Source organism: Microbacterium sp. SY138 (genome assembly GCF_039729145.1).
GTDB classification, from domain to species: domain Bacteria; phylum Actinomycetota; class Actinomycetes; order Actinomycetales; family Microbacteriaceae; genus Microbacterium; species Microbacterium maritypicum_A.
The window spans coordinates 54,745-76,621 of record NZ_CP155793.1; the positions used below are offsets into that span (position 1 = coordinate 54,745).

Below are 21,877 nucleotides of genomic sequence, written 5' to 3' on the forward strand. Positions count from 1 at the left end.
CCAGAGACCGGGCCTTCACAGAGTCCTGCGTGCCGGTCGTCCGTCGACGCTCAGGTGCACACGCCGTCGATGCTGCACGCCTCGCCGGCCGCCGACATCGAGGCGGAGACCGACGGCATCGACGGTGTGGTCGGCTCGGCGAGAAGACGCCCGAGGTAGGTGCCGAGGGCCAGTTCATCGACCGCGCCGAATGCGATCTGACGCACGCGCCCTTCCCGGTCGACGATGATCGTCGACGGCGTTCCCCGGAGTCCGTACCTGTGCATGGTCGCCGGAATCGCCTGACCGTCGAGCGGCCGATCGATCGCCACGGGGAACTCGATCCGGTATTCCGACAGGAAGACCTCGAGCGCCTCGCGGCCCATCACGGCGTGATGCTCGAAAACCGTGTGCAACCCGAGCACGACGAGCTCGCGGGAGTCGAACATGCCGTGGAGACGCTGGGCAAGCGGGAGGCCGTGGCTCACGCATCCGGGGCACAGCATCTGGAACGCTTCGACGACCACGACGCGTCCGCGGAGCGATTCCGGGCTGATCGGGGCGCTGTTCACCCACTCCGAGACGTCGAGCGCGAAGGCGTCGGCACCGAGCAGCGGCTCAGACACGGGCTTCCTCCTCACGCTCGGGCAGCCGTGCTGCGACGTATTCGGTGAGGTCTGCCAGGCGGTTCGAGTAGCCCCACTCGTTGTCGTACCAGGCTGAGACCTTCACCTGGTCGCCGATCACACGGATCAATCCCGCGTCGAGGATCGAGGAGTGCGGATCGGCGACGATGTCGGCGGAGACGATCTCGTCCTCGGTGTAGCGGAGGATCCCCTTGAGCGGCCCTTCCGCCGCGGCGCGGTAGGCGGCCTTCACCTCTTCCACGGTCACGGGGCGCGATGCGGTGACGGTGAGGTCGGTGATGGATCCGGTGAGCACCGGCACGCGCAGCGCGAACCCGTCGAGCTTCCCGTCGAGTTCGGGGATGACGCGCCCGATCGCCTTCGCCGCGCCCGTGCTGGTCGGGACGATGTTGACCCCCGCCGCCCGAGCGCGCCGGAGGTCCGAATGCGGGCCATCCTGCAGGTTCTGGTCGGCCGTGTACGCGTGCACGGTGGTCATCAGGCCGGCCTCGATACCGAAGGCTTCGTGGAACACCTTGGCCACCGGGGCGAGGCAGTTCGTCGTGCAGGAGGCGTTCGAGATGATGTGGTGTCGATCGGGGTCGTAGGTGTGCTCGTTCACGCCGAGCACGAACGTTCCGTCGTCTCCGGTCGCGGGCGCCGAGATGATCACCTTCCGCGCCCCGGCCTCGACGTGCTTCGCGGCGAGCTCCGCCTTGGTGAACAGCCCGGTCGACTCGATCACGATGTCGACGCCGAGGTCTGTCCAGGGAAGGCGGAGTGGATCGCGCTCCGAGAACACGCGGATCGCCTGACCGTTGACGAACAGGTGCGCGTCGTCGTGCTTCACAGGTCCGGGCAGGGTGCCGTTCGCCGCGTCGTACTTGAGCAGATGGGCGAGCGTGCGCGTGTCGGTGAGGTCGTTGACCGCGACCACTTCAAGATCCGAGTGCTTCGCGAGCAGGGCCCGGAAGTAGTTGCGACCGATGCGGCCGAAGCCGTTGATGGCGATCTTCGTGGACATGATGCTCCCTCCTGTGCCGGATTCCGGCGGTGATTGACTTTTGGCCTATGCCAAAAATATCACGCGAGAAGAGGGGTGGGGTCGGTGGAGGTCCATCGCCCCACCGACCCAGGATCAGCTGAAGAGCACCACCAGGTAGACCGCGAACGTCACCAGGTGCGCGGCGCCGTGCATGGCGGTCACCCGCTTCGCGGCGAACGTCGTCACCGACAGCAGCAGTGTCACGCCCAGCATCAGCAGGTTCGCCGGCGACTCCGCCAGAACGACGGTCTGACCGGTGAACATGCCGATGATCAGCACCGCAGGAATGGTCAGCCCCACGGTCGACACGAGGGCGCCGTGGCACAGGTTGCTGACGCGCTGGGCTTCTCCCCCGAGCGCGGCACGCACCGCGGTGATCGACTCCGGCAGGAAGACGATGCCCGCGATGAGCACGCCGGCGAGGGCGACAGGGGCACCGAGACGTCCCAGGCCGTCGTCCAGGAGCGCCGCCATGTCATGCGACAGGAGCACGATGGGGATCACGGTCACCACCAGGAGCGCGAGACGCACGAGCACCTCGGTGCGATGCTCCGCGAGAACCTCGCGGATCCCGCCACCCGCCTCCGCCTTCGCCCGGTGCGGAGTGGTCTCCAGCATGCGCGGGTCGACTTCGGTGAAGTCACTCGCCTGGGCACCCATCTGCCGGTAGAGGAAGAAGGCGTAGAGCACGAGGGTGAGCACGATGATCGGGATCTCCTGCGCGGTCGTGTACGAGCCGTCCGTGCCGATGAGGGCGGGGAGGCCGAATGCGAGCGCGACGAGCACGACCAGCATCGACAGATACGCCGAGGTGCCGGTGCGATTGTGGGCCATGCCGCGATGGCGGAGTCCGCCGAGGAGGAGTGCGAGGCCGATGACGAGGTTCAGGATGATCATCGAGACGGCCATGACCGAGTCGCGCGCGATGGTGGCGTGCTCTCCCGGACCGAGCATGACCGCCGAGATCAGGATGACTTCGATCAGGACGATCGACAGGGTCAGGACGAGCGAGCCGTAGGGGTCGCCGAGGCGATGCGCGAGGGCCTCGGCCTGCTTCACGACACCGAACGCGCAGACGAGGATCACCGCGATGATCGCCCCGAGCGCGATGATGAGTACCGGGGTGGGCACGGGGGGTTCCAGCACCGGGTGGAGGAGGAGGAGAGCTGCGAAGGCCCCCCATCCCAGGATGACGCGGACGATGTCCGTGACGCTGATCAACTGTTTCCGTTCCGTGCGTGACATCGCCGGACTCCTTCGAGCTGGGGCCGTCCCCGAGTGGTGACCACGACCGGGTCGTCCCGGCCGCAGCGCTGTCTCAGCGCACTGCTTCTGATGGTACGCGGCGTTCGCGGCGGATGGCCGGCGATCGACGGCGGTGGCGTCACTCCGGAGCGGAGGAGCGGGAGAGCGCGTGGATGTACCGCTCGACGTCGCGGCGGAACGCCGATTCTCGATGTCGACGACGCTCGACGCAGCCCCACTGCGCAGTAGCCCAGACGAGGAATCCCGCCGAGAGGAGGAGTTCCAGCCAGATCCCGCGCACGCCGACGGACAGTGCTGCCGCGCTGACCATGGAGAACGAGACGAAGCACAGCACGAGCGTGGCGCGTGCGGCCCGAGGTTCGCGGGATACGACCCAGAGGGGCCAGGTGGACGAGTGATTCACGGGAGACTCCTGTCGGGGTCGTCCCCGGTCTGTCTCTCCGTCGGAGGTCGTCCTCCGTCGTTGTTCCGCTCCCAGGGTAGCAAACCCGTTCGCCTCGCCGCCTGCTCGGGTTCCTCCTCGGCGGATTCCCGGGGGGTGCCAGGGCTTGTCGCGGGCACCGTCGCAATGTGTCGCGCATGAGATAGTTCACTGAATATTCCGAAAACGGCATGAGCCTGGCGACGAAGATTTTTCCCGTTCAGCGGGAAATTTGACTTCCCCTGGTTCCGGGCTATGGTCGGAGGTTACGCCAGCCACCGAAGGGGAAGCGAGTAACCATGTCCGGAAAGTCCATCCAGGGTCGCGACAGCAAGAAGGCGCCGCAGCTCTCGCTCAAGGAGAAGCGAGCTGCCAAGCGGGAGAAGAACGCACCGGCCGAGTTCATCAAGCCCCGCAAGGGCGCGAAGGGCTGAGTCGGTTCGACCCGTGGGCGGGCACATCCGCGCTGCGCGAGATGCCCGCCCACCGGCCGAACGCGATCTGCCGAGCGTTCGAGCGTGGCATCGATCGTGCCCACGGCTCGGCCCCCACTCGGGAATGCGGCCTGCCGATGTGACAAGCTCCCACACATCGCTGATCGGCGCCGGAACGAAGATGGAGCGTGTGCCCGACAGCTCGTCGCTCCGGCTGCGTGCGGGAGGGCAGTCGTCAGGCGTTTCCGGCTCGCATGAACTCCTCCGCCGCGCGCACCTGCTCCGCCGACGGACGGATGCCCGTGTAGAGCACGAACTGCTCCAGTGCCTGCAGGGTCGCCACCTCCGCCCCCGTGATCACCGTCTTGCCAGCCCTGCGAGCCGCAGCGATGAGAGGTGTCTCCGCGGGGAGGGCCACCACGTCGAAGACGACGGATGCGGCCCCGATCGCCTCTTCCGAAAACGACAGCGTGTGCTCTTCCGCGCCCCCGGCCATGCCGATCGGCGTGACATTGACCAGGATGTCCGCCCTGGCATCGTCGAGCCCAGCGGTCCAGGCGAAGTCGTACAAGTCGGCAAGGGGGCGCCCGTTCGCCTCATTCCTGGCGATGATCGTCACCCGCGTGAAGCCGGCGTCGCGGAACGCGGCGGCCGTGGCCTTCGCCATGCCTCCCGATCCGCGCAGCAGCACCGAGGCCGTGCGATCGAGACCTCCGCGTTCGATGAGCTGCGCGATCGCGGAGTAGTCGGTGTTGTAGGCCGTGAGCACGCCGTCGTCGTTGACGATCGTGTTGACGGAGTCGATGGCGCTCGCCGAGGGATCCATCCGGTCGACGAGCGCGATGACCTCTTCCTTGTACGGCATGGAGATCGCGCACCCACGGATGCCGAGACCCCGGACACCTGCGATGGCCTGCGCGAGGTCGGTCGGCGCGAACGCCTTGTAGATCCAGTTCAGGCCGAGCGCCTCGTAGAGATGATTGTGGAAGCGTGTTCCGTTGTTGCTCGGGCGCGCGGACAGCGAGATGCAGAGCGTCATGTCTTTGTTGAGCAGAGTCACCGGATCAGGCTACTCGCGCGCCGATGAAGGTCCGTGGCGAGAACGTGGATCCTCCCCTATGGTGAAGGTGCGTGCACATGGGGATCGATCGTCGACGTCTCTCCCCAGGAGACGGTGGCCCACCCCAGGGGCAGATGATCCGTGCATGCGATTGGGCCCTCTCGAGTAGTTCAGTCCCCAATGGGCTACTCGAGGGGGCCGCTGTCGTTCGTCTCGCAGAGAAGTTCAGATTTGTCCCCCAAAAGGGGGACAAGAACATCGAAAAGGGGCTAAGCTGTCTCTGACGCACCCTCCGGTCGTCTTCGGCCCTCATCGCTCCCCCCGCGGTGAGGGCCACACCATTTTCTGGGCGTTCTCGTGCGTCCGCTCCCGCGCTCGCGCCGATGACGGCCGGATGCCGCTCGTGCAACATTTGGATTACCTTCTTGCGGCGGCTATTCCGCTCAGGGCCTCCTCCACTAGCGTTAGCGATGTCGGGGCATCCCTGCGTCGGCTTCTTCACCAGCAGAACAGGCAGTACATGAGCACCCAGGGCACGGTTAAGTGGTTCAACTCGGAGAAGGGCTTCGGCTTCATCTCCCCCGACGACGGAGGCGCTGACGTCTTCGCGCACTACTCCGCCATCCAGTCATCCGGCTACCGGTCTCTCGAAGAGAACCAGCGAGTCGAGTTCGATGTGGCGCAGGGTCCGAAGGGCCTGCAGGCAGAGAACATTCGCCCCGTCTGAGACGGGCGAGACACCGAACTCCCCACCGGATCGCGTCCCCGATGCGTCATCCGGAGGGGAGTTCTGTGCTTTCTGAGCGATGATGAGGGCGATCAGGAGATCAGCAGCGCACGCAGCTCTTCGACCGAGGAGACACGGAACGCGGCCTCGTCGCCCTCGTGCGAATCACTGAACCCCCACTCGACGAAGATCACGGGAACGCCGTTGGCGTTGCCACCCTCGACGTCGTGGTGCCGGTCTCCGACCAGGACGGGACGCGAGGTGTCGGCGCCGAGCTCGCGCAGCCGACGAAGAGCCTCTGCCACGATGTCGGTCTTCGAGGCGAGGGTCGACTCGTCCGGGGTCGCCCCGACGGTCGTCAGGAATGCAGGGCGCAGACCGAAGTGGTCGACCAGTGCGTCGACCTGGTTCTCGGGCTTCGAGCTGGCCGTCGCCTGGGGCACTCCGGCGGCGTGCAGCTCGTGGATGAGGTCGACCACTCCCGGGTAGGTCGCGACGTCTGTGGTGTAGCCGTCGGCCTTGCCGAGGGTGCGGTAGAAGGCGACCGCCTCGGCGGACTGCTCCGGCGTCATGCCGGCCTGATCCTGGAAGGACTGGAACATGGGGGGACCGATCCAGTGCACCAGCTCTTCGCGGGTCGGCGCCGGTCGGCCGAAGTGGGTCAGCGCGACATTGAGCCGGCGGAGGATGCCGACGGACGCGTCGACGATGGTGCCGTCGACGTCCCACAGCACGCAGGAGTAGGGGGAGTGAGGCATCTCTCCAGCCTATGGGCCGGACGGAGGGTGTCCGCTCTTCCTGCACAGGTGTGCAACGCAAAAGCTTGTGCACACCTCATGTGGGCACCGTGTGTCCCCATATAAGGTCGTGACATCGGCGGATACGCGGGCGAGAATGGGGGCATGTACGTGTCGGTGGAAGTCATCACGATGCTGGCGACAGCAGTGACGCTCCTGGTGGCGATCATCAGCGGTTTCGGCTGGATGATCAACCGGATGGACGCGCGATTCGCGGCGCAGGATGCAAGGTTCGACGCGCGGTGCGATGCGATGGAGACGAAGTTCGATGCGCGGTGCGATGCGATGGAGACGAAGTTCGATGCGCGGTGCGATGCGATGGAGACGAAGTTCGATGCGCGGTGCGATGCGATGGAGACGAAGTTCGATGCCCGGTGCGATGCCCTGGACGCGAAAATCGATGTCCGGTGCGATGCGATGGAGACGAAGTTCGATGCCCGGTGCGATGCCCTGGACGCGAAAATCGATGCCCGGTGCGATGCCCAGGATGCGAAGTTCGATGCCCGGTTCGACACGATGGAGACGAAGTCCGATGCGCGTTTCGATCGCGTCGAGCAGCAGATCTTCGAGGTGAAGATCGCGATCGCGCGTCTGGAGGGGCCGGCACCCCGGCTCATCGCCGCGCGCTGAGAAGTGACGCCTCAGAACAGTCGGGGGATGCCCGACTCGATGCCCTTCATGTCGTCGTAGTCGAGCACCAGGCAGCGGATACCGCGATCCTCGGCGAGCACGCGTGCCTGAGGCTTGATCTCCTGCGCGGCGAAGACGCCCTGCACGGGGGAGAGGTGCGGGTCGCGGCCCAGCAGTTCGAGATAGCGGGTCAGCTGCTCCACGCCGTCGATGTCGCCGCGGCGTTTGATCTCGACCGCGATCGCGGCGCCGTCGGCATCGCGCACCAGCAGGTCGACGGGCCCGATGGCCGTCGGGTACTCGCGGCGTACGAGCGTCGCGCCCTCGGAGATGCGGTCCACCTGTTCGGCGAGCAGCCGCTGCAGATCGGCCTCGACGCCGTCCTTCTGCAGCCCGGGGTCAATACCCAGCTCGTGGGAGGTGTCGTGGATGATCTCGTAGATCTGCACGCGCAGCGCATCACCGGTCTTCTTGTGGGTGACGCGCCAGACCTCGACGACGCCGGCGCTGGCTTCTTCCTCGCCGGGGGTCTCGCTCGAGAGCGAGCACGGCGGGCTCATCCAGTTCAGCGGCTTGTAGCTGCCGCCGTCGGAGTGCACGAGCAGACTCCCGTCTCCCTTGTGCACGAGCAGACGCGTGGCAAGCGGGAGATGGGCGTTGAGTCGACCGGTGTAGTCGACCGAGCAGCGGGCGATGACGAGACGCACCCGTCGAGCCTACTTCGTCGGGAGTGCTGCGCGGTCGCAGGCGGTGGGCGCGGCGGTCATCGGTCGAGGAACGACCCGATCGCCTGAAAGAGACCGAGCTCGGTGGCGGCGGAGCGGGCGATGAGGAATCCGATGATGCCGATGATCCAGGCGGTGTTCTCCGCGCCGGTGCGCTCCATCCAAGCCGCGAAGCGTTCGAGCGGCCGCTGCACCAGGGGAGCGGCGACCAGGCGCAGGACGAGCAGCACGACAGCGGGCAGGATCATCAGCGCGCAGTACCCGACGAGCGACAGCACACGCAGCGGAGTGTCGATCCCCGCATCCGCCAGCATCGTCATCGCGACGATATACGGGAGCATGGTGGCGATCTCGACAAGCCCGGCGGCGATCGCGACGGCCATCACGGCGGTCCCGCGAGTGCGCGGGTCGAGCAGTCGCTCGCGCCACCGGGTGATGCGACCGGGGCGCGGCGCGGCGTCCGTCGTCATCGCGGGAGTCGGAGGGGGTGGCGTCGTCATCGACGAGCTGTGCGCAGCCGACCTCGTCGGCATCCCCGTCCACGCCGAGACCTGCGGGGTCGTGGGTCCCGACGTGGGGGTCGTCGACGTGGGCTTGGCGCGCTTGTCACCGGTTGGCATCACGAAGGCCGTGATGAGGAGCGCTCCTCCGACGAGCAGGCGGATGACCAGGCCGGCGGGCGAGGCCAGGAAGTCGGACGCCACGTCGACGAGATTCACCAGCCCCCAGAGGAAGAGGAGCCCGACGAGCAGGTAGAACGCGGCGATCGTCACCAGATACAGCAGGATGCGTCCGGCGCGCACCCGCCCCGGATGCAGGAGCAGGAAGACGGGGATGAGGAGAGTGCCGACGCTCAGCCCATCGATCAGCGCCAGGAGGGCGAGGGAGAGGGGAAGCGGCATTCCGCCGAAGAGTTCCATGTCTCCACGTTCACGGAACGGGGGACGGCTGCGGATCGGGCGAAAGTATCGTCTCCTTCGGCTCCCTCATCCCTTCGTCGGATGCGCGAGTGCGCGCGCCGTGGTTGCATGAGGGCATGCACGAGCAGGTCGAAGGCGGGTTCGGAGCCTGGTACCGCCGGCACCGCTGGTGGGCGGATCCCCTCGGGATGGCGATCCTCGCGGTCGTCATGGCGGGCTTCGGGTTCCGCGGCATCTGGGGTCCGTTCTCGATCCTCGAGACCTCCGTCTCGCCGTGGTGGGCACTGGCCCTCGCGCTTCCCGCGTGCGCGCTCGCCCTCGTCAAGCGGCGTATGCCCGTGACGGTCCTCGCGCTGGTCACGCTCCTCTTCGTGGTCGATCTGCTCACCGTCGGCGGCATCGGCACGCTCGTGGTGCTGCTGGACGTGTTGTGGACGGCGGCGTTCCTGGCGGGGCCGCAGGGGAGGCGGGTGCTGCTCCTCCTGCTGGGCGCTTCGACGATCATCTTCTTCCTCGCCGCCTGGTTCTTCACCGACGTGCCGTTCGCCGTGGCCTTCCTCATCGGCGTGCAGTTCGGCGCGATCTTCGGCACCGACTACTGGTGGGCGGTGGCGGTCTCCCAGGCCCACGAACTCGCCGAGCTGCATCGTCAGCGAGCGGAAGAGGCCGCCGCCGCCGCCGAGCGGGACCGCGTCGAAGCGGTGCAGCGTGAGCGCGAGACGATGGCGAGAGAGCTGCACGATGTCGTCGCCGGTCACGTGATGGCGATGGCGATCCGTGCCGAAGCGGCATTGTCGTCCGCACCCGACCGTGCCAGGGATCGAGAAGCCCTGCAGGCTGTGCGCGACGCGGGACTCGATGCTCATGGTGCGCTGCGATCCATGATCTCGGTGCTCCGTCGCGGCGACGGGACTCTGGCGCCCGCACCGCGCTGGGCGGATCTCGGCGGAATCGTGCAGGAGGCGGAGCGGGCAGGGCTCGTCGTGCACCTCGTCGTCGATGACATCGAGGACATCGGTGCGGCACGCGAGCAGGCCGTCATCCGCATCGTGCGCGAGGCGCTGAACAACTGCATCCGCCATGCGAGCGGCGCCGTCGTCGACATCACGGTTCAGGAGCAGGACTCCGAGGTGCGGGTCGAGGTGCGCTCGCGTGGCGGTGCGCCCAGCCGCGCGGCTGCACACGGCGACGAAGGCTGGGGGCTGCAGATGCTCCGGGAACGCGTCGGCGCATTGGACGGCGTCTTCTCCGCGGGGCCGACCCCGGGTGGATGGGCGGTCGAGGGGCGCATCCCGATGGAGGTGCGGGCATGACGGCGCCGACCGTGCTGCTGGCCGATGATCACAGCGCGATCAGGGCGGGCCTGCGCATCATGCTCGAGACACAGGGCATCTCGGTGGTCGGAGAGGCCGCGGATGGTGAGGTCGCTGTCCGCAACGCCGCGGCACTGCGCCCCGACGTCGTGCTCATGGATGTGCGGATGCCGGGGCGCGACGGGATCTCGGCCACCAGAGAGATCGTCGAGCGCGGTCTCGGCGACGTCCTGGTCCTGACGAGCTTCGACGAAGACGACCTCGTGTTCGGGGCCATCCGCGCCGGGGCCGTCGGATTCCTGCTCAAGACGGTCGACGCCCCTACCCTCGGGCAGGCTGTCCGCGCGGTCGCCGCGGGCGACGGCGCTCTGGATCCGCGGGTGACGAGACGTGCGCTCGCCGCCGTCGCCGAGAACGCCGCGCTTCCCGTGCCGGTGCCGGATGCGGGGAGGCTCGCGAATCTGACCGGCCGGGAGCAGGAAGTGCTCGAGGGGATCCTGCAGGGGTGGTCGAACGCTCAACTCGCCGCACGGCTGTGCATCTCGGTGCCGACGGTCAAGACTCATGTCTCGAATGTGCTCACGAAGCTCGGCGCGCGCAGCCGTTCACACGCGGCAGCGCTCGTCCGCGGTGGCGAGGACTGAACCTCCCTCCGACGCCGTGATCACTCCGCCGCCGTGATCACCCCGTCGCCGTGGTCAGCCCTGTGGAGTCGTCGCGGCCAGCGTCTTCTCGTCGTCGCGGAGCGGGCGCGCGGCGCCGGAGAACAGCCCGGACATCACGACCAGTGCGACCAGGATGAACAGCGTGTTGAGCAGACCGATGTGCTCGCTGATGACGCCGAGCACGGGAGGTCCACCCAGGAACGCGATGTAGCCGATCGTGGCCGCAGCGCTCACCCGGGCCGCTGCCTTTGCCGGATCGTCGGCCGCCGCCGACATGCCGAGCGGGAAGCCGAGGGAGGCGCCGACGCCCCAGAGCGCCGCCCCGACGAGCACGAGCGGGAAGGTGGGCGCGAGGATGAAGAGCAGGATGCCCGATGCCGCCGCGACCGCGAGGATGCGCAGCACCAGCACGCGGCCGAAGCGGTCGACGAGCGGACCTCCGAACAGACGCACGACGGTCATGCCCACCGAGAACACGGCGAGCGACACGGCGCCGGTACCCTCGGCGAAGCCGTGCCCCTGCTCGGTGCCCAGGGCGATCCAGTCGTTGGCGCCGCCCTCGGCGAACGACATGCCGAGCATGACCACGCCGATCAGATAGGTGCGCGGTTCGCGCCATGCCTCGAGCGCGGTGTGCATGCGTGCACGGAAGGCCGGCTTCTCGTGCGCCGCGGGATCGAGGGCGGCCTCGCGCACCGGCACCTGGAAGAAGCAGACGATCGCGATCACGGCGATCAGCGCACCCATGACCGCGGCGTGGGTGGCGACGTTGATGGAGAGCTGCGCCGCGAGGGCGCCGATTCCCGCGCCGATGACCGTGCCGAAGCTGAAGAATGCGTGGAAGACCGGCAGGATCGTGCGGCCCATCTGCTGCTCGATCGCCGTGGCTTCGACGTTCATCATCACGTCGACCGATCCGTTGCCGAACCCGAACAGCACCATGCCGATGATGACGACGGGAACGGAGCCGAACACATTGGCCCCGAGGCCCACGAGGACGATCCCGGATGCGAACATCAGCATCGTCAGGAGCATGCCCCGCCGGGCACCGAGGCGCGCCATCACGGCGGGACCTGTCGAGATGCCGATGATCGATGACACGCCCATGCCGAGCAGGATGAGGCCGACCTGCGCGTTGTCGAGCCCCAGCGCCTCCTTGATACCGGGTACGCGCGACGCCCAGGTGGCGATCGACAGCCCGCTCGCGAGGAAGATGGCGAAGATCGCCGCGCGCCAGCGCACGAACTGCGAACGGGAGAGGGCTGTTTCCATGCCGGACAGCCTATCGAATCGATTCGACCGAAGAGAACCGTGGGGAGCTATCCTCGAAGTATGAGCAGTCAGGAGACGCCGCGTCGGCCCACGATCGCCGACGTCGCACGTGAGGCGGGCGTGGCGACGTCCACCGCCTCGGTCGTCTTCAGCGGCAAGGCGAATGTGGCGGCCGCCACGCGGGAGCGTGTGCTCACCGCGGCGTCGGACCTCGGATACGCGGGTCCGGATCCCCGCGCGGCGTCGCTGCGTCGCGGACGCAGCGGCATCGTCGCCGTCGTTCTCGAGGGGCACCTGCGCGCGGCATTCCTCGATCCGGTGACGACGGCCATGATGGACGGCCTCACCGACGGTCTCGCCGACCTCAGTGCGGGCATCCTCCTGATGCGCGACGAACCGGGGGAGGAGGGGGCCGCCATCACGAACGCCCCCGTCGATGCCTTCGTCCTGATCGGATGCTCGGGGCGCACGAAGGCCTCGCTCGAGGTGGTCGTCGGCCGTGGTCTGCCGGTGGTCGTGATCGAAGGAGACGCCGGTGAGGATATCCCCCGCATCACGCTCGACAACGTCGCAGCGTCCGCCGACGTCGCGCGGCACGTCCACGACCTCGGTCACCGCGACGTGGCGCTGGTCACGCTCTCGCTCGACAGCGAACGGGAACGGGCACTGGTGACCCCCGAACGGATCGCGAACGCGACCGTCGACGTCTCGGTGCATCGCCTCGAGGGGATGCGTCAGGTGTTCCCCGATGCGCCGGCGATCTCGGCGTCCGGCAGCCTCATCGACGAGGGCGTGCTGGTCGGACGGATGCTTCTGACCGACCCCGCCACCCGCCCGACGGCCGTGCTCGCCCAGAGCGACCTGCTCGCGGTCGGGGTGATCCGAGCGGCCGAGGACCTGGGGCTCCGCGTGCCCGAGGACCTCTCGGTCGCCGGTTTCGACGGGATCCCGCTCGACGGCTTCGGGGATCTCACCCTCACCACCAGCGTGCAACCGGCGGTCGAGAAGGGTCGCGCGGCGGGGGAGCAGGTCGCCCGCATGCTCCGCGGAGAACCGGGCGAGACGCAGCATCTCACCTGTGTGTTCCGCGCCGGCACGACCACCGGCCCCGTCCCACGCTGAGCGGCGCCCGCTCAGCTGCGCTGCGGACCGAGCGGCAGGCCGTTCTCCCCGAAATCGAGGATGCGGTAGCGCCCGCAGTCGATCACCTCGTCAGGGATGGCCGGTGACGAGAGGCGCCAGGGAACCGTCTGGGCGTCCTCCACGAGGAATGACACCTCACCGACATCGAAATCCGCTCGGTTCACGAGCCACGCGTAGCCGTTGAGCTCATGATCGACCTGCACGAGACGGGCGGGATCCTCCAGATGCAGCTTCGGCAGGCGTACCGTCCAGAACTGGCCGGCCCCGACCCGGCCCGATGCATCGACCCAGTCGGTCACACAGGCGAGATCGGCATCGGGGGCGGCGCTCGCAGCGGCGAGCCGGGGAACGCTGAACGTGCCGCCGATCACGAGCACCACGGTGGCGGCCGCCGCGAGGAGAGCACCGGCACGCCGCGGCACCCGCCAGGCACGGGGAGCCGCCACCACGGCGAGCACCGGCGCGAAGACGAGGGGCTGCAGGTACCGGGCGGCGTGGGTGCCGAGAGCGATCGCGCCGATCGCGACGAGCACGGGGGTGACCCACGCGACGGTCGCGACGAACCGCGTGCCGGGATCGCCCGCTCGCGCCGTGCGCGCGATGGCCGACGCGATGAGGGCGAGCACGATCAGGGCGCGGATGATGCCGGCGGGCGTCGCCGTGCGGTCGAGGAGAAGGGTTCCGTAGTAGCCCGCCGACTCCGGCCAGAGTTCGGGCTGGGCGTAGCCGGCTCCGGTGTTGGCGATCCATGCCCGAAGAGGAATGCGACCGAGGAAGCCCATCGCGGTGCCCAGGACCAGCACGACGAGCATCGTCGCCGTGCGGGTGCGTCGAGGCGACCGGATGAGCATCACGGCGAGGAGAAGGGTGATCGGAACCGTCGCCCAGGCGGCGAACAGCGGGTTGGAGAGAGTGGAGACGGCCGCCGTCGCGCCCAGAGCGACCAACGACCCGGTCCCGCCCTCGTCGCGGTCGATCACCCGACGCACCAGACCGACGGACAGCACGACGGCGATCACCGTCGAGCAGTAATACGTGGTGGTGAGCAGCAGGGAGGCGAGTTCGAGCGCGTCCCGAGAACCCGAGACATCGGTCATCGCCAAGATGCCGAAGACCGCGAGCCCGAGGAGCGCCCAGCTGACCGGGGCGGTGTCGTCGCGTCGACGGCCCGAGACCAGCCGGAGGGCCCCGTAGAGAGCGAGCATGTTGATGACGGCATTGATCGTGAGCAATCCGTTCACGTCGACAGGTAGCACCGCATCGAGGCCGGTGAAAACCGCGGACTCGGGCAGGAACAGCACGCTGGACATCGCCCAATCCAGCGGAGCGCCGGACAGGACGGATCGTGCGAACATCGCCACGACCAGGGAATCTCCATCGCGGAACAGCAGGTCGGCGCGAGCGGATGAAGCGACCTGCGCCACCGTGATCATCGCCACGGCCAGTGCCCCCACCCAGCCCGCGAGCTCTCGAACCCAGACCCGCCGCATGGGGCTACTCTCGCACGATCGTGCAAACGTGGACCGCAGGAACCTCTCGCGCCGGTAAACTGGTCTGACACCCGCCCGCCTGTGCCGAAATGGCCGACGAGCCCTGAGGGAGCCGCGTATATGCTGATGCTCCTCGCTGTGTTCCTCCTCGGGTCGCTGTTGATGCCCGTTCTGGTGCGCTGGCTCGGAGCTCAGGCTTTCGCCATCGCCGCCCTCGTCCCGGCCGCCGCCTTCGTGCATGCACTCGTCATGACGCCGCAGGTGCTCGACGGGCCGGTACCGTTCGAGTCGGTCGAGTGGATCCCCCAACTGGGTCTGAACCTCTCCATGAACATGGACGTGCTCGGCTGGGTGCTCACCCTGATCGTCACGGGCGTCGGGGCACTGGTTCTCCTCTACTGCCGTTGGTACTTCTACGAGGACTCGGCGGGCGTCGGACAGTTCGCCGGCGTGCTGTTGGGCTTCGCGGGCGCGATGTACGGACTGGTCCTGACCGATGACCTCGTGATCCTCGTCATGTTCTGGGAAGTCACGAGCATCCTCTCGTACCTCCTCATCGGTCACTACCGCCGCCGTGCCGCCAGCCGTCGTGCGGCGCTGCAGGCTCTGCTGGTGACGACGCTCGGTGGCCTCGTGATGTTCGTGGGCGTCGTGCTGCTCGTGGTCGACACCGGCACCTCGAGCATCCGCGAGATCCTCGTCATCGCGCCCAGCGGACCTCTCGTCGATGCTGCGATCGTCATGCTCCTGATCGGGGCGATCAGCAAGTCGGCACTGTTCCCCTTCCACTTCTGGCTCCCCGGTGCGATGGCCGCGCCCACGCCGGTGAGCGCGTATCTGCACGCCGCCGCGATGGTGAAGGCCGGCATCTATCTGATCGCCCGGTTCGCGCCGATCTTCGCGTTCAGCACCACCTGGCGGCCGATCGTCATCACCCTGGGCATCATCACGATGCTGCTCGGGGGCATCCAGGCGTTGCGTGAGACCGACCTCAAGCGCATTCTCGCCTTCGGCACGGTCAGCCAGCTCGGCTTCTTCGCGATCGTCGTCGGCTACGGCACGCAGGCGGCGGCGCTCGCCGGTCTCGCCCTGGTCATCGGCCACGCGCTGTTCAAGTCGGCGCTCTTCCTGATCGTCGGCGTCATCGACCGTCAACTGTCCACCCGAGACATCAACGAGCTCTCCGGCGTCGGTCGGCAGGCACCCGTCATGGCGACCGCGGCATTCATCTCCGTGGCATCGATGGCGGGCATAGCGCCGACCATCGGCTTCGTCGCCAAGGAATCCACGCTCACCGCCCTCCTCGACGACGCACAAGGCGGATCCCCGTGGGGACTCGTCGCCCTCATCGGTATCGTCCTCGGATCCATGCTGACTGCGGCATATGGGGTGCGTTTCCTCTGGGGCGCGTTCTGGAAGAAGCGCGATGAGCAGGGCCAGCAACTCCCCGACACAGCCTGGCCCGACCCGCCGGTCGGCTTCCTCTCGGCCCCGATCATCCTCGCCGGCGTCACGCTCGCGGCGGGGATCGGCGCCCCCGCTCTCGACACGGCTCTGCAGGGGTACGCCCTCACCGCGACCCCGGGGCTCGACCATGCGGGCGAAGCCGTCGAGGGCCCCGGCCATCTCGCGCTGTGGCACGGCTTCGAGCCTGCACTGGGCATCTCGATCCTGTCGATCCTGCTCGGCATCGGGCTGTTCCTGGTCACCCGCAGGACCGGATGGGATCGCAAGCCGCGTATCCTGCGATTCACCGCGGCCGACGTCTACTACTTCGTCATGCGCGGCGTCGACCGGCTCTCGGTGCTCAGCACCACGCTCACCCAGCGGGGCTCGCTGCCGGTGTACGTCGGCACCATCTTCGTGGTGTTCGTCGCCGCCGAGGTCACGGCCCTCATCGCGAGCGACATCGATCGGTACAACCTGTCCCTCTGGCACACCCCGGCGCAGATCGTGGTCGCGCCGATCATGGCGATCGCCGGCATCTTCGCCGTCCGTGCGCAGAAGCGCTACACCGGCGTGGTGCTCGTCTCGGTCACCGGACTCGGCATGGTCGTGCTGTTCGCGACGAGCGGTGCACCCGACCTCGCGCTGACGCAGATCCTGGTCGAGACGGTCACGATGGTCACGTTCGCGCTGGTACTCCGTCGCCTCCCCGCGCGGATGGGCGAGCACAACGCCTCGGTCGGGCGCATCCCCCGCGCGCTGCTGGCGATCGGCGTGGGCGTCACGATGGCCTTCGTCGCCGTCGTCGCCACCCAGTCGCGCATCGCCGACCCGATCTCGGAGGCGTTCCCGAAGCTCGCGTACGAGATCGGACACGGCAAGAACGTCGTCAATGTGGCGCTGGTCGACCTGCGCGGCTGGGACACCATGGGCGAGCTCTCGGTGCTCGTGCTCGCCGCGACCGGTGTGGCCTCCCTGGTGTTCGTCACGCACCGCGCCGACCTGCTCGCCGCCACCAAGAATCTCCCCCGGGCGACGCGCAAGGCCGCACGCAGCCGCCCGCTCGTCGAGACGACCGAGGGCATCCGATTCCAGACCTCGGAGAACGAGAGCAGCCCGCGGGCGTGGCTCGTCGGCGGTCAGAAGATGAAGCCCGAGAACAGGTCGATCCTGCTCGAGGTGATCGTCCGCATCCTGTTCCACACCATCATCGTGGTGTCGATCTTCCTGCTGTTCTCCGGCCACAATCTGCCGGGCGGCGGCTTCGCCGGCGGTCTCGTCGCGGGCATGGCACTCGTGATGCGCTACATCGCCGGCGGACGCTGGGAGCTGGGCGCCGCGGCCCCCACGGATGCGGGACGACTGCTCGGCACCGGCCTGATCCTCGCCGTCGGCACGGCGGTCGTTCCCCTGTTCTTCGGTCTCGCGCCCCTGACCAGCACCTTCTGGGAGTGGGAGATCCCCGGCATCGGACACATGGAGTTCGTCACCTCGACCATCTTCGACATCGGCGTGTACCTCGTCGTGATCGGGCTCGTCCTCGACGTGCTGCGCAGCGTGGGCGCCGAGGTCGACCGTCAGGCGGCGCTGCGCACCACACCGGGTCCTGAAGGATTCCTCTCCCGGGGCGGGAGGAGCAGCTGATGGACGTCTCCCTCACCCTGATCGTCATCATGGCCATCCTCTTCGCGTGCGGCGTGTACGCGATGCTGGAGCGCAGCCTGACCCGTGTACTGATCGGCTTCCTGCTGCTCGGCAACGCCACGAACCTGCTGCTCCTGATCGTGATGGGCGTTCCCGGCAACGCGCCGTTCTTCGGGACGGAAGGGGAGATGAGCGACCCGCTCCCGCAGGCGCTCACCCTCACCGCCATCGTCATCACGTTCGCGGTCTCGGCTTTCCTGCTCGCCCTGATCTACCGCTCCTGGCAACTGGGTCAGGCCGACACGGTCGAGGACGACGAGGCCGACATCGCGCTCCGCGAGCGCACAGATGCCGACGAAGACCTCATGGACGACGAGTCCGAGACCGACGACGACGAGGCGACCACCGACTTCGTCGGCGTGCAGACCGCGCCGATCACGGTGCTGCACATGCGCGATCATCCCTCGATCCACGACGATGCTCCGTTCGACGCCCCGACCGGGTGGGGGAGCGAGCCCTCCGAACCGTCAGAACCCTCCGACGAGGGCCGTGAACCGCGCCCAGACCAACCCCATGACCGCGACGAGAACGAGGAGGGCAAGCCATGACCGCCCTCGTCCCGCTCCTCGTCGCACTGCCTCTGCTGGGCGCCGCGGTCACCCTCGTCTTCGGTCGCAATGCGCGCCTGCAGGTCGTCGTCACGGTGGCCACTCTGGCCGCGGTCTCGGTCATCGCCGCCGTGCTCCTGGTCGTGGTCGATTCCGGTGCTCCGCTGGCGGTGTCGGTCGGCGGCTGGCCCGTGCCGTTCGGCATCGTGCTCTACGTCGACAGGCTCGCCGCCCTCCTCGTGCTCATCTCCAGCATCGTGCTGCTCGCGGTCCTGCTCTTCTCCATCGGCCAGGGTGCCGCAGACGGCACCGACGAGACGCCGATCTCGATCTTCAACCCGTCGTACCTGATCCTCGCGGCCGGCATCTTCAACGCCTTCATCGCGGGCGACCTGTTCAACCTCTACGTCGGCTTCGAGATCCTGCTCGTCGCGTCGTACGTGTTGATCACTCTCGGCAGCACCGAGTCCCGCATCCGTACCGGCGCGGTCTACATCGTGGTGTCGCTGGTCTCGTCGATCCTGTTCCTCGCGTCGATCGCGATGATCTACGGCGCACTCGGCACGGTCAACATGGCCCAGATCGCCGAGCGCATGTCGGAGCTCCCGCAGGAGACGCAGCTGGTGCTGCACCTGATGCTCGTGGTCGCCTTCGGCATCAAGGCCGCCATCTTCCCGGTGTCGTTCTGGCTGCCGGACTCGTACCCGACCGCACCGGCCCCGGTCACCGCCGTGTTCGCCGGCCTGCTCACGAAGGTCGGCGTGTACGCGCTGATCCGCACCGAGACCCAGCTCTTCGCCTCGAACAGCATCGACACGCTGCTCTTGATCATCGCGCTCGCGACCATGATCGTCGGAGTGCTCGGTGCCGTCGCACAGGCCGAGCTCAAGCGAATCCTGTCGTTCACACTGGTCAGCCACGTCGGCTACATGATCTTCGGCCTCGCGATAGCGACCCCCGCCGCGATCGGCGCCACGGTGTACTACATCGTGCACCACATCGTCGTGCAGACCACCCTGTTCCTCGCCGTCGGGCTCGTGGAACGTCGAGCCGGAAGCACCTCGATCCTGCGGGTCAAGGGGCTGCTGAAGGTCGCCCCCCTGATCGCCGTCCTCTACTTCGTCCCCGCGATCAACCTCGGCGGACTGCCGCCCTTCTCCGGCTTCATCGGCAAGTTCGCCCTCTTCGAGGCGGCGGCTTCGGTCGGTACACCGATCATGATCGTGCTGATCTTCGGCGGCATCGTCACGTCGCTGCTGACCCTCTACGCCCTGATGCGCGCCTGGAACCTCGCCTTCTGGCGCGAAGAGGAGGACTCCACCGAGACCGAGGGACGCATCTCGTACCTCGGCAACGCGCCGGCGGCCGATGAGCAGCAGGAGCGCCGTCGCATCCCGAAGATCATGACCGTGGCGACCGGCGGCATGGTCGCGGTCACGCTCGCGTTGACGATCTTCGCTGGTCCTCTCTACGCCCTCTGCGACCGCATCGGCGCCGCACTGCTGCAGCCGGTGAGCCTCGTGCAACTGGAAGAGGAGGTGGGCTGATGGCGCGCGACACCCGACGTCACCTCTGGCGCGACATTCGCGTGCAGCTGCCCTTCCTCGCCTGGCTCGTGGTGCTCTGGATGCTGCTGTGGGCGCAGTTCACGGTGCTGTCGTTCCTCACCGGACTCGTCGTCGCGATCTTCGTCACCCGCGTGTTCCGCCTGCCGACCGTCGCGCTCTCCGGCCGCGTCAACCTCTGGTACGCCGCACTGTTCGTGGTGCAATTCCTGTTCGCGGTGCTGAGCGGTGCTCTCTCGGTCACGGTGCAGGTGTTCGACTTCCGTCGCCAGCCCGGCACGGCCATCATCGCGGTGCCGCTGCGGTACGCCGACGACCTGGTGATGACGCACGTCGCCGTCGTGTCGTCGCTGATCCCCGGGTCTCTCGTCGTGGAGACCGACCGCGACCGGCGGATCCTGTACCTGCACGTGATCGGGGTCCGAAATCTCGACGACGTGGAGAAGCAGCGCGCCGGCGTGCTCCGGTGGGAGCGACGCGTGGTGCGTGCGCTCGGCGACCCCGATCAGTATCGTGCCCTCAAGGCCGACGAGCGCGTGGGACTCGGAACGATGAAGGGCGGTGCCCGATGAACATCCTCCTGCTGCTGATCATGGTGGTGTTCGGCATCGCCGCTGTGCTCGCGCTGATCCGCATCGTGCGCGGACCGTCGATCCTCGACCGCGCCGTCGCCTCCGACGTGCTGCTCACCGAGGTGATGTGCGTGATCGGCGCCGAGATGGCGATCAACGGTCACACTCGAAACATCCCCGTGCTCTTGATCATCGCGGCGATCGGAGTGTTCGGATCGATCGCCGTCGCCCGGTTCGTCGCGAGAAGGGACAATACGACACCATGAACGTGTTCGGTCTCATGATCCCGGATGCCGTCATCGACGTGGCGGTCCTGGTGCTCATCCTGCTCGGAGCGCTGCTGTGCCTGTCGGCGGCGGTCGGACTGCTGCACTTCCGCGATGTGCCGTCGCGTCTGCACGCGGCGACCAAGCCTCAGGTGCTCGGACTGCTGCTCATCTGCATCGCGATCGCGCTGTCGCAGCGGTCGGTCGGCGGCATCCTGATCGGGTTCGTGCTGGTCGCCCCGGTCGTGCTCATGCAGTTCGCCACCGCTCCGCTCTCGGCGCACATGGTCGGACGGCAGGCGTATCGCAACGGCACCATCGAGCAGCGCGGCCTCGTCGTCGACGAGCTCTCCGAGTCGAAGCAGACCCCGCCCGCTGCGGGCTGACATCGAGCTCTGATCCTGCCGGCTGCGCCGGGCGCTCGATGCCGGCACGCCTGATCCCGTGGGCCGCTCATGAGGAGGGCCCGGGGCGTCAGAGGCGAGCGGTGAACTCGTGGATCAGGCGCGCCGCGGGTTCGGAGTCGCTGATCAGCGTGCCGTGACCGTGGTCGGGGATGACTTCGAGGTCGGCGCCGGGGATGGCGTCGATGATCTCGCGGCACCAGCTCATCGGAGCCAGCGGATCGCTCTCCCCGCGCAGCACGAGCACGGGGCACTGGATGCGCACGAAGGCGTCTTCGGGCTCGTGCACGATGGTCGCACGCATCTTCCGGAACAGGTGGGGGCCGCCGCGGAGGTACTCCCGGGCCCCGCGCCAGATGACCAGGGGGCGTTCGCCGATGAGGTCGGTGAGCAGATACCGCGCCTGCGCGCCGATGTTGCGCGCGGCCTTGTTCACGGTGGGGCCGGCGAGCACCACTCCCTCGACGAGGGACGGATGCCGCGCGGCGAGCTCGGCGGCGATCTGACTGCCCATCGAGTGCCCGATCACGACGACGGGGCCCGAGTCGACGTGCTGCAGGTAGGCCGCGACGAGGTCGGCATGCCGTTCCATGGTGAGCGTGCGGGTGGGCTCGGGCGCCTCGCCGAATCCGGGCAGATCGAGGGCGATGACCCTTCCCTCGAGACGTTGCACGATATCGAGATAGACGCTCCGCCCCATGCCGATGCCGTGCAGGAGCAGATACGTGTGCGGGCCCTCACCGAACGTCTCGGCGATGAGGGTCGCACCTGCATGCTCGAACTCCAGGAGCGTGACGGGGGTGCCCTTGGGGGCGAGATAGGCGGATGGCACCCGTCAACGCTAGCCGAGCATCCTGGG

The 21,877-nt window shown here is 67.9% G+C and carries 23 protein-coding genes; 12 read left to right on the forward strand and 11 right to left on the reverse strand.

Annotation, left to right across the window (positions count from 1 at the left end; genetic code table 11):
- Positions 1 to 50: 50 nt before the first annotated feature.
- From ABDC25_RS00290 to ABDC25_RS00305, 4 genes are all read right to left on the reverse strand, one after another.
- Positions 51 to 605, reverse strand: a complete 555-nt coding sequence (locus ABDC25_RS00290; protein WP_347124214.1) for a TlpA disulfide reductase family protein — start codon at positions 603 to 605, stop codon at positions 51 to 53.
- The gene (gap, locus tag ABDC25_RS00295; RefSeq protein ID WP_347124216.1) at positions 598 to 1,629 is read right to left on the reverse strand and encodes a type I glyceraldehyde-3-phosphate dehydrogenase; all 1,032 of its coding nucleotides are present in this window, start codon (positions 1,627 to 1,629) and stop codon (positions 598 to 600) included. Before gap ends, ABDC25_RS00290 begins: the two co-directional genes overlap by 8 nt.
- A 114-nt stretch (positions 1,630 to 1,743) precedes the next feature.
- The gene (locus ABDC25_RS00300; RefSeq protein WP_347124218.1) at positions 1,744 to 2,895 is read right to left on the reverse strand and encodes a calcium:proton antiporter; all 1,152 of its coding nucleotides are present in this window, start codon (positions 2,893 to 2,895) and stop codon (positions 1,744 to 1,746) included.
- A gap of 139 nt (positions 2,896 to 3,034) precedes the next feature.
- Positions 3,035 to 3,319, reverse strand: a complete 285-nt coding sequence (locus ABDC25_RS00305) for a hypothetical protein (RefSeq protein ID WP_021201328.1) — start codon at positions 3,317 to 3,319, stop codon at positions 3,035 to 3,037.
- A gap of 317 nt (positions 3,320 to 3,636) precedes the next feature.
- On the opposite strand from ABDC25_RS00305, the gene ABDC25_RS00310 reads away from it, so the two are divergent.
- Positions 3,637 to 3,771: a hypothetical protein gene (locus tag ABDC25_RS00310; RefSeq protein WP_017829963.1), complete on the forward strand. Its 135-nt coding sequence runs from the start codon at positions 3,637 to 3,639 to the stop codon at positions 3,769 to 3,771.
- 235 nt (positions 3,772 to 4,006) lie between these two features.
- Here ABDC25_RS00310 and ABDC25_RS00315 read toward each other — a convergent pair whose 3' ends face one another.
- Positions 4,007 to 4,831 carry a shikimate 5-dehydrogenase gene (locus ABDC25_RS00315; RefSeq protein WP_021201327.1) on the reverse strand — a complete coding sequence of 275 codons (825 nt, stop codon included), beginning with the start codon at positions 4,829 to 4,831 and terminating at the stop codon, positions 4,007 to 4,009.
- A gap of 520 nt (positions 4,832 to 5,351) precedes the next feature.
- On the opposite strand from ABDC25_RS00315, the gene ABDC25_RS00320 reads away from it, so the two are divergent.
- Positions 5,352 to 5,558: a cold-shock protein gene (locus tag ABDC25_RS00320; RefSeq protein WP_017203899.1), complete on the forward strand. Its 207-nt coding sequence runs from the start codon at positions 5,352 to 5,354 to the stop codon at positions 5,556 to 5,558.
- A gap of 92 nt (positions 5,559 to 5,650) precedes the next feature.
- Here ABDC25_RS00320 and ABDC25_RS00325 read toward each other — a convergent pair whose 3' ends face one another.
- Positions 5,651 to 6,316: an HAD hydrolase-like protein gene (locus ABDC25_RS00325; RefSeq protein WP_029259501.1), complete on the reverse strand. Its 666-nt coding sequence runs from the start codon at positions 6,314 to 6,316 to the stop codon at positions 5,651 to 5,653.
- Between the two features lie 144 nt (positions 6,317 to 6,460).
- Between ABDC25_RS00325 and ABDC25_RS00330 the strand changes: the two genes are divergently transcribed.
- A complete protein-coding gene (locus tag ABDC25_RS00330) occupies positions 6,461 to 6,985 on the forward strand; it encodes a response regulator (RefSeq protein ID WP_347124222.1) in 525 nt (174 codons plus the stop codon).
- Positions 6,986 to 6,996: 11 nt separating this feature from the next.
- Here the strand turns inward: ABDC25_RS00330 and nucS are convergent, their stop codons facing one another.
- Together nucS and ABDC25_RS00340 are read right to left on the reverse strand one after the other, a co-directional pair.
- Positions 6,997 to 7,692, reverse strand: a complete 696-nt coding sequence (gene nucS / locus ABDC25_RS00335) for an endonuclease NucS (protein WP_021200066.1) — start codon at positions 7,690 to 7,692, stop codon at positions 6,997 to 6,999.
- A gap of 56 nt (positions 7,693 to 7,748) precedes the next feature.
- Positions 7,749 to 8,630, reverse strand: a complete 882-nt coding sequence (locus ABDC25_RS00340; protein WP_021200067.1) for a GAP family protein — start codon at positions 8,628 to 8,630, stop codon at positions 7,749 to 7,751.
- Positions 8,631 to 8,746: 116 nt separating this feature from the next.
- Between ABDC25_RS00340 and ABDC25_RS00345 the strand changes: the two genes are divergently transcribed.
- Complete coding sequence (locus ABDC25_RS00345; RefSeq protein WP_029260813.1) at positions 8,747 to 9,943, forward strand: histidine kinase; 1,197 nt, start codon at positions 8,747 to 8,749, stop codon at positions 9,941 to 9,943.
- On the forward strand, positions 9,940 to 10,587 hold the full coding sequence (locus tag ABDC25_RS00350; protein WP_029260814.1) for a response regulator transcription factor: 648 nt from the start codon (positions 9,940 to 9,942) through the stop codon (positions 10,585 to 10,587). Before ABDC25_RS00345 ends, ABDC25_RS00350 begins: the two co-directional genes overlap by 4 nt.
- A gap of 54 nt (positions 10,588 to 10,641) precedes the next feature.
- On the opposite strand, the gene ABDC25_RS00355 is transcribed toward ABDC25_RS00350, so the two are convergent.
- On the reverse strand, positions 10,642 to 11,880 hold the full coding sequence (locus tag ABDC25_RS00355) for an MFS transporter (RefSeq protein ID WP_347124225.1): 1,239 nt from the start codon (positions 11,878 to 11,880) through the stop codon (positions 10,642 to 10,644).
- 60 nt (positions 11,881 to 11,940) lie between these two features.
- Here ABDC25_RS00355 and ABDC25_RS00360 point away from each other — a divergent pair, with 60 nt between their 5' ends.
- Positions 11,941 to 13,002 (forward strand): LacI family DNA-binding transcriptional regulator, encoded by a 1,062-nt coding sequence (locus tag ABDC25_RS00360; protein ID WP_347124227.1) that lies wholly within the window; start codon positions 11,941 to 11,943, stop codon positions 13,000 to 13,002.
- Positions 13,003 to 13,013: 11 nt separating this feature from the next.
- Here the strand turns inward: ABDC25_RS00360 and ABDC25_RS00365 are convergent, their stop codons facing one another.
- A complete protein-coding gene (locus ABDC25_RS00365; protein ID WP_347124229.1) occupies positions 13,014 to 14,513 on the reverse strand; it encodes a hypothetical protein in 1,500 nt (499 codons plus the stop codon).
- 120 nt (positions 14,514 to 14,633) lie between these two features.
- On the opposite strand from ABDC25_RS00365, the gene ABDC25_RS00370 reads away from it, so the two are divergent.
- The 6 genes from ABDC25_RS00370 to mnhG are packed head-to-tail and all read left to right on the forward strand — an operon-like array spanning position 14,634 to position 21,000.
- Positions 14,634 to 17,603: a Na+/H+ antiporter subunit A gene (locus ABDC25_RS00370; protein ID WP_347124231.1), complete on the forward strand. Its 2,970-nt coding sequence runs from the start codon at positions 14,634 to 14,636 to the stop codon at positions 17,601 to 17,603.
- Positions 17,603 to 18,211: a Na(+)/H(+) antiporter subunit C gene (locus ABDC25_RS00375; RefSeq protein ID WP_021200074.1), complete on the forward strand. Its 609-nt coding sequence runs from the start codon at positions 17,603 to 17,605 to the stop codon at positions 18,209 to 18,211. The genes ABDC25_RS00370 and ABDC25_RS00375 overlap by 1 nt, the downstream gene beginning before the upstream one ends.
- Positions 18,208 to 19,758 carry a Na+/H+ antiporter subunit D gene (locus ABDC25_RS00380; protein ID WP_021200075.1) on the forward strand — a complete coding sequence of 517 codons (1,551 nt, stop codon included), beginning with the start codon at positions 18,208 to 18,210 and terminating at the stop codon, positions 19,756 to 19,758. The genes ABDC25_RS00375 and ABDC25_RS00380 overlap by 4 nt, the downstream gene beginning before the upstream one ends.
- Positions 19,758 to 20,348 carry a Na+/H+ antiporter subunit E gene (locus ABDC25_RS00385; RefSeq protein ID WP_347124233.1) on the forward strand — a complete coding sequence of 197 codons (591 nt, stop codon included), beginning with the start codon at positions 19,758 to 19,760 and terminating at the stop codon, positions 20,346 to 20,348. Before ABDC25_RS00380 ends, ABDC25_RS00385 begins: the two co-directional genes overlap by 1 nt.
- On the forward strand, positions 20,345 to 20,614 hold the full coding sequence (locus ABDC25_RS00390; RefSeq protein ID WP_021200077.1) for a monovalent cation/H+ antiporter complex subunit F: 270 nt from the start codon (positions 20,345 to 20,347) through the stop codon (positions 20,612 to 20,614). The genes ABDC25_RS00385 and ABDC25_RS00390 overlap by 4 nt, the downstream gene beginning before the upstream one ends.
- A complete protein-coding gene (gene mnhG, locus ABDC25_RS00395; protein WP_021200078.1) occupies positions 20,611 to 21,000 on the forward strand; it encodes a monovalent cation/H(+) antiporter subunit G in 390 nt (129 codons plus the stop codon). The genes ABDC25_RS00390 and mnhG overlap by 4 nt, the downstream gene beginning before the upstream one ends.
- A gap of 88 nt (positions 21,001 to 21,088) precedes the next feature.
- Here the strand turns inward: mnhG and ABDC25_RS00400 are convergent, their stop codons facing one another.
- Positions 21,089 to 21,850: an alpha/beta hydrolase gene (locus tag ABDC25_RS00400; RefSeq protein WP_021200079.1), complete on the reverse strand. Its 762-nt coding sequence runs from the start codon at positions 21,848 to 21,850 to the stop codon at positions 21,089 to 21,091.
- Positions 21,851 to 21,877 lie beyond the last annotated feature (27 nt).

Bases quoted from the DNA above. Each gene is read 5' to 3' on its own strand.
- gap (WP_347124216.1), bottom strand. From the start codon at position 1,629: ATGTCCACGAAGATCGCCATCAACGGCTTCGGCCGCATCGGTCGCAAC.
- ABDC25_RS00300 (WP_347124218.1), bottom strand. From the start codon at position 2,895: ATGTCACGCACGGAACGGAAACAGTTGATCAGCGTCACGGACATCGTC.
- ABDC25_RS00310 (WP_017829963.1), top strand. From the start codon at position 3,637: ATGTCCGGAAAGTCCATCCAGGGTCGCGACAGCAAGAAGGCGCCGCAG.
- ABDC25_RS00320 (WP_017203899.1), top strand. From the start codon at position 5,352: ATGAGCACCCAGGGCACGGTTAAGTGGTTCAACTCGGAGAAGGGCTTC.
- ABDC25_RS00325 (WP_029259501.1), bottom strand. From the start codon at position 6,316: ATGCCTCACTCCCCCTACTCCTGCGTGCTGTGGGACGTCGACGGCACC.
- ABDC25_RS00330 (WP_347124222.1), top strand. From the start codon at position 6,461: ATGTACGTGTCGGTGGAAGTCATCACGATGCTGGCGACAGCAGTGACG.
- ABDC25_RS00340 (WP_021200067.1), bottom strand. From the start codon at position 8,630: ATGGAACTCTTCGGCGGAATGCCGCTTCCCCTCTCCCTCGCCCTCCTG.
- ABDC25_RS00345 (WP_029260813.1), top strand. From the start codon at position 8,747: ATGCACGAGCAGGTCGAAGGCGGGTTCGGAGCCTGGTACCGCCGGCAC.
- ABDC25_RS00350 (WP_029260814.1), top strand. From the start codon at position 9,940: ATGACGGCGCCGACCGTGCTGCTGGCCGATGATCACAGCGCGATCAGG.
- ABDC25_RS00355 (WP_347124225.1), bottom strand. From the start codon at position 11,880: ATGGAAACAGCCCTCTCCCGTTCGCAGTTCGTGCGCTGGCGCGCGGCG.
- ABDC25_RS00360 (WP_347124227.1), top strand. From the start codon at position 11,941: ATGAGCAGTCAGGAGACGCCGCGTCGGCCCACGATCGCCGACGTCGCA.
- ABDC25_RS00365 (WP_347124229.1), bottom strand. From the start codon at position 14,513: ATGCGGCGGGTCTGGGTTCGAGAGCTCGCGGGCTGGGTGGGGGCACTG.
- ABDC25_RS00370 (WP_347124231.1), top strand. From the start codon at position 14,634: ATGCTGATGCTCCTCGCTGTGTTCCTCCTCGGGTCGCTGTTGATGCCC.
- ABDC25_RS00375 (WP_021200074.1), top strand. From the start codon at position 17,603: ATGGACGTCTCCCTCACCCTGATCGTCATCATGGCCATCCTCTTCGCG.
- ABDC25_RS00380 (WP_021200075.1), top strand. From the start codon at position 18,208: ATGACCGCCCTCGTCCCGCTCCTCGTCGCACTGCCTCTGCTGGGCGCC.
- ABDC25_RS00385 (WP_347124233.1), top strand. From the start codon at position 19,758: ATGGCGCGCGACACCCGACGTCACCTCTGGCGCGACATTCGCGTGCAG.
- ABDC25_RS00390 (WP_021200077.1), top strand. From the start codon at position 20,345: ATGAACATCCTCCTGCTGCTGATCATGGTGGTGTTCGGCATCGCCGCT.
- mnhG (WP_021200078.1), top strand. From the start codon at position 20,611: ATGAACGTGTTCGGTCTCATGATCCCGGATGCCGTCATCGACGTGGCG.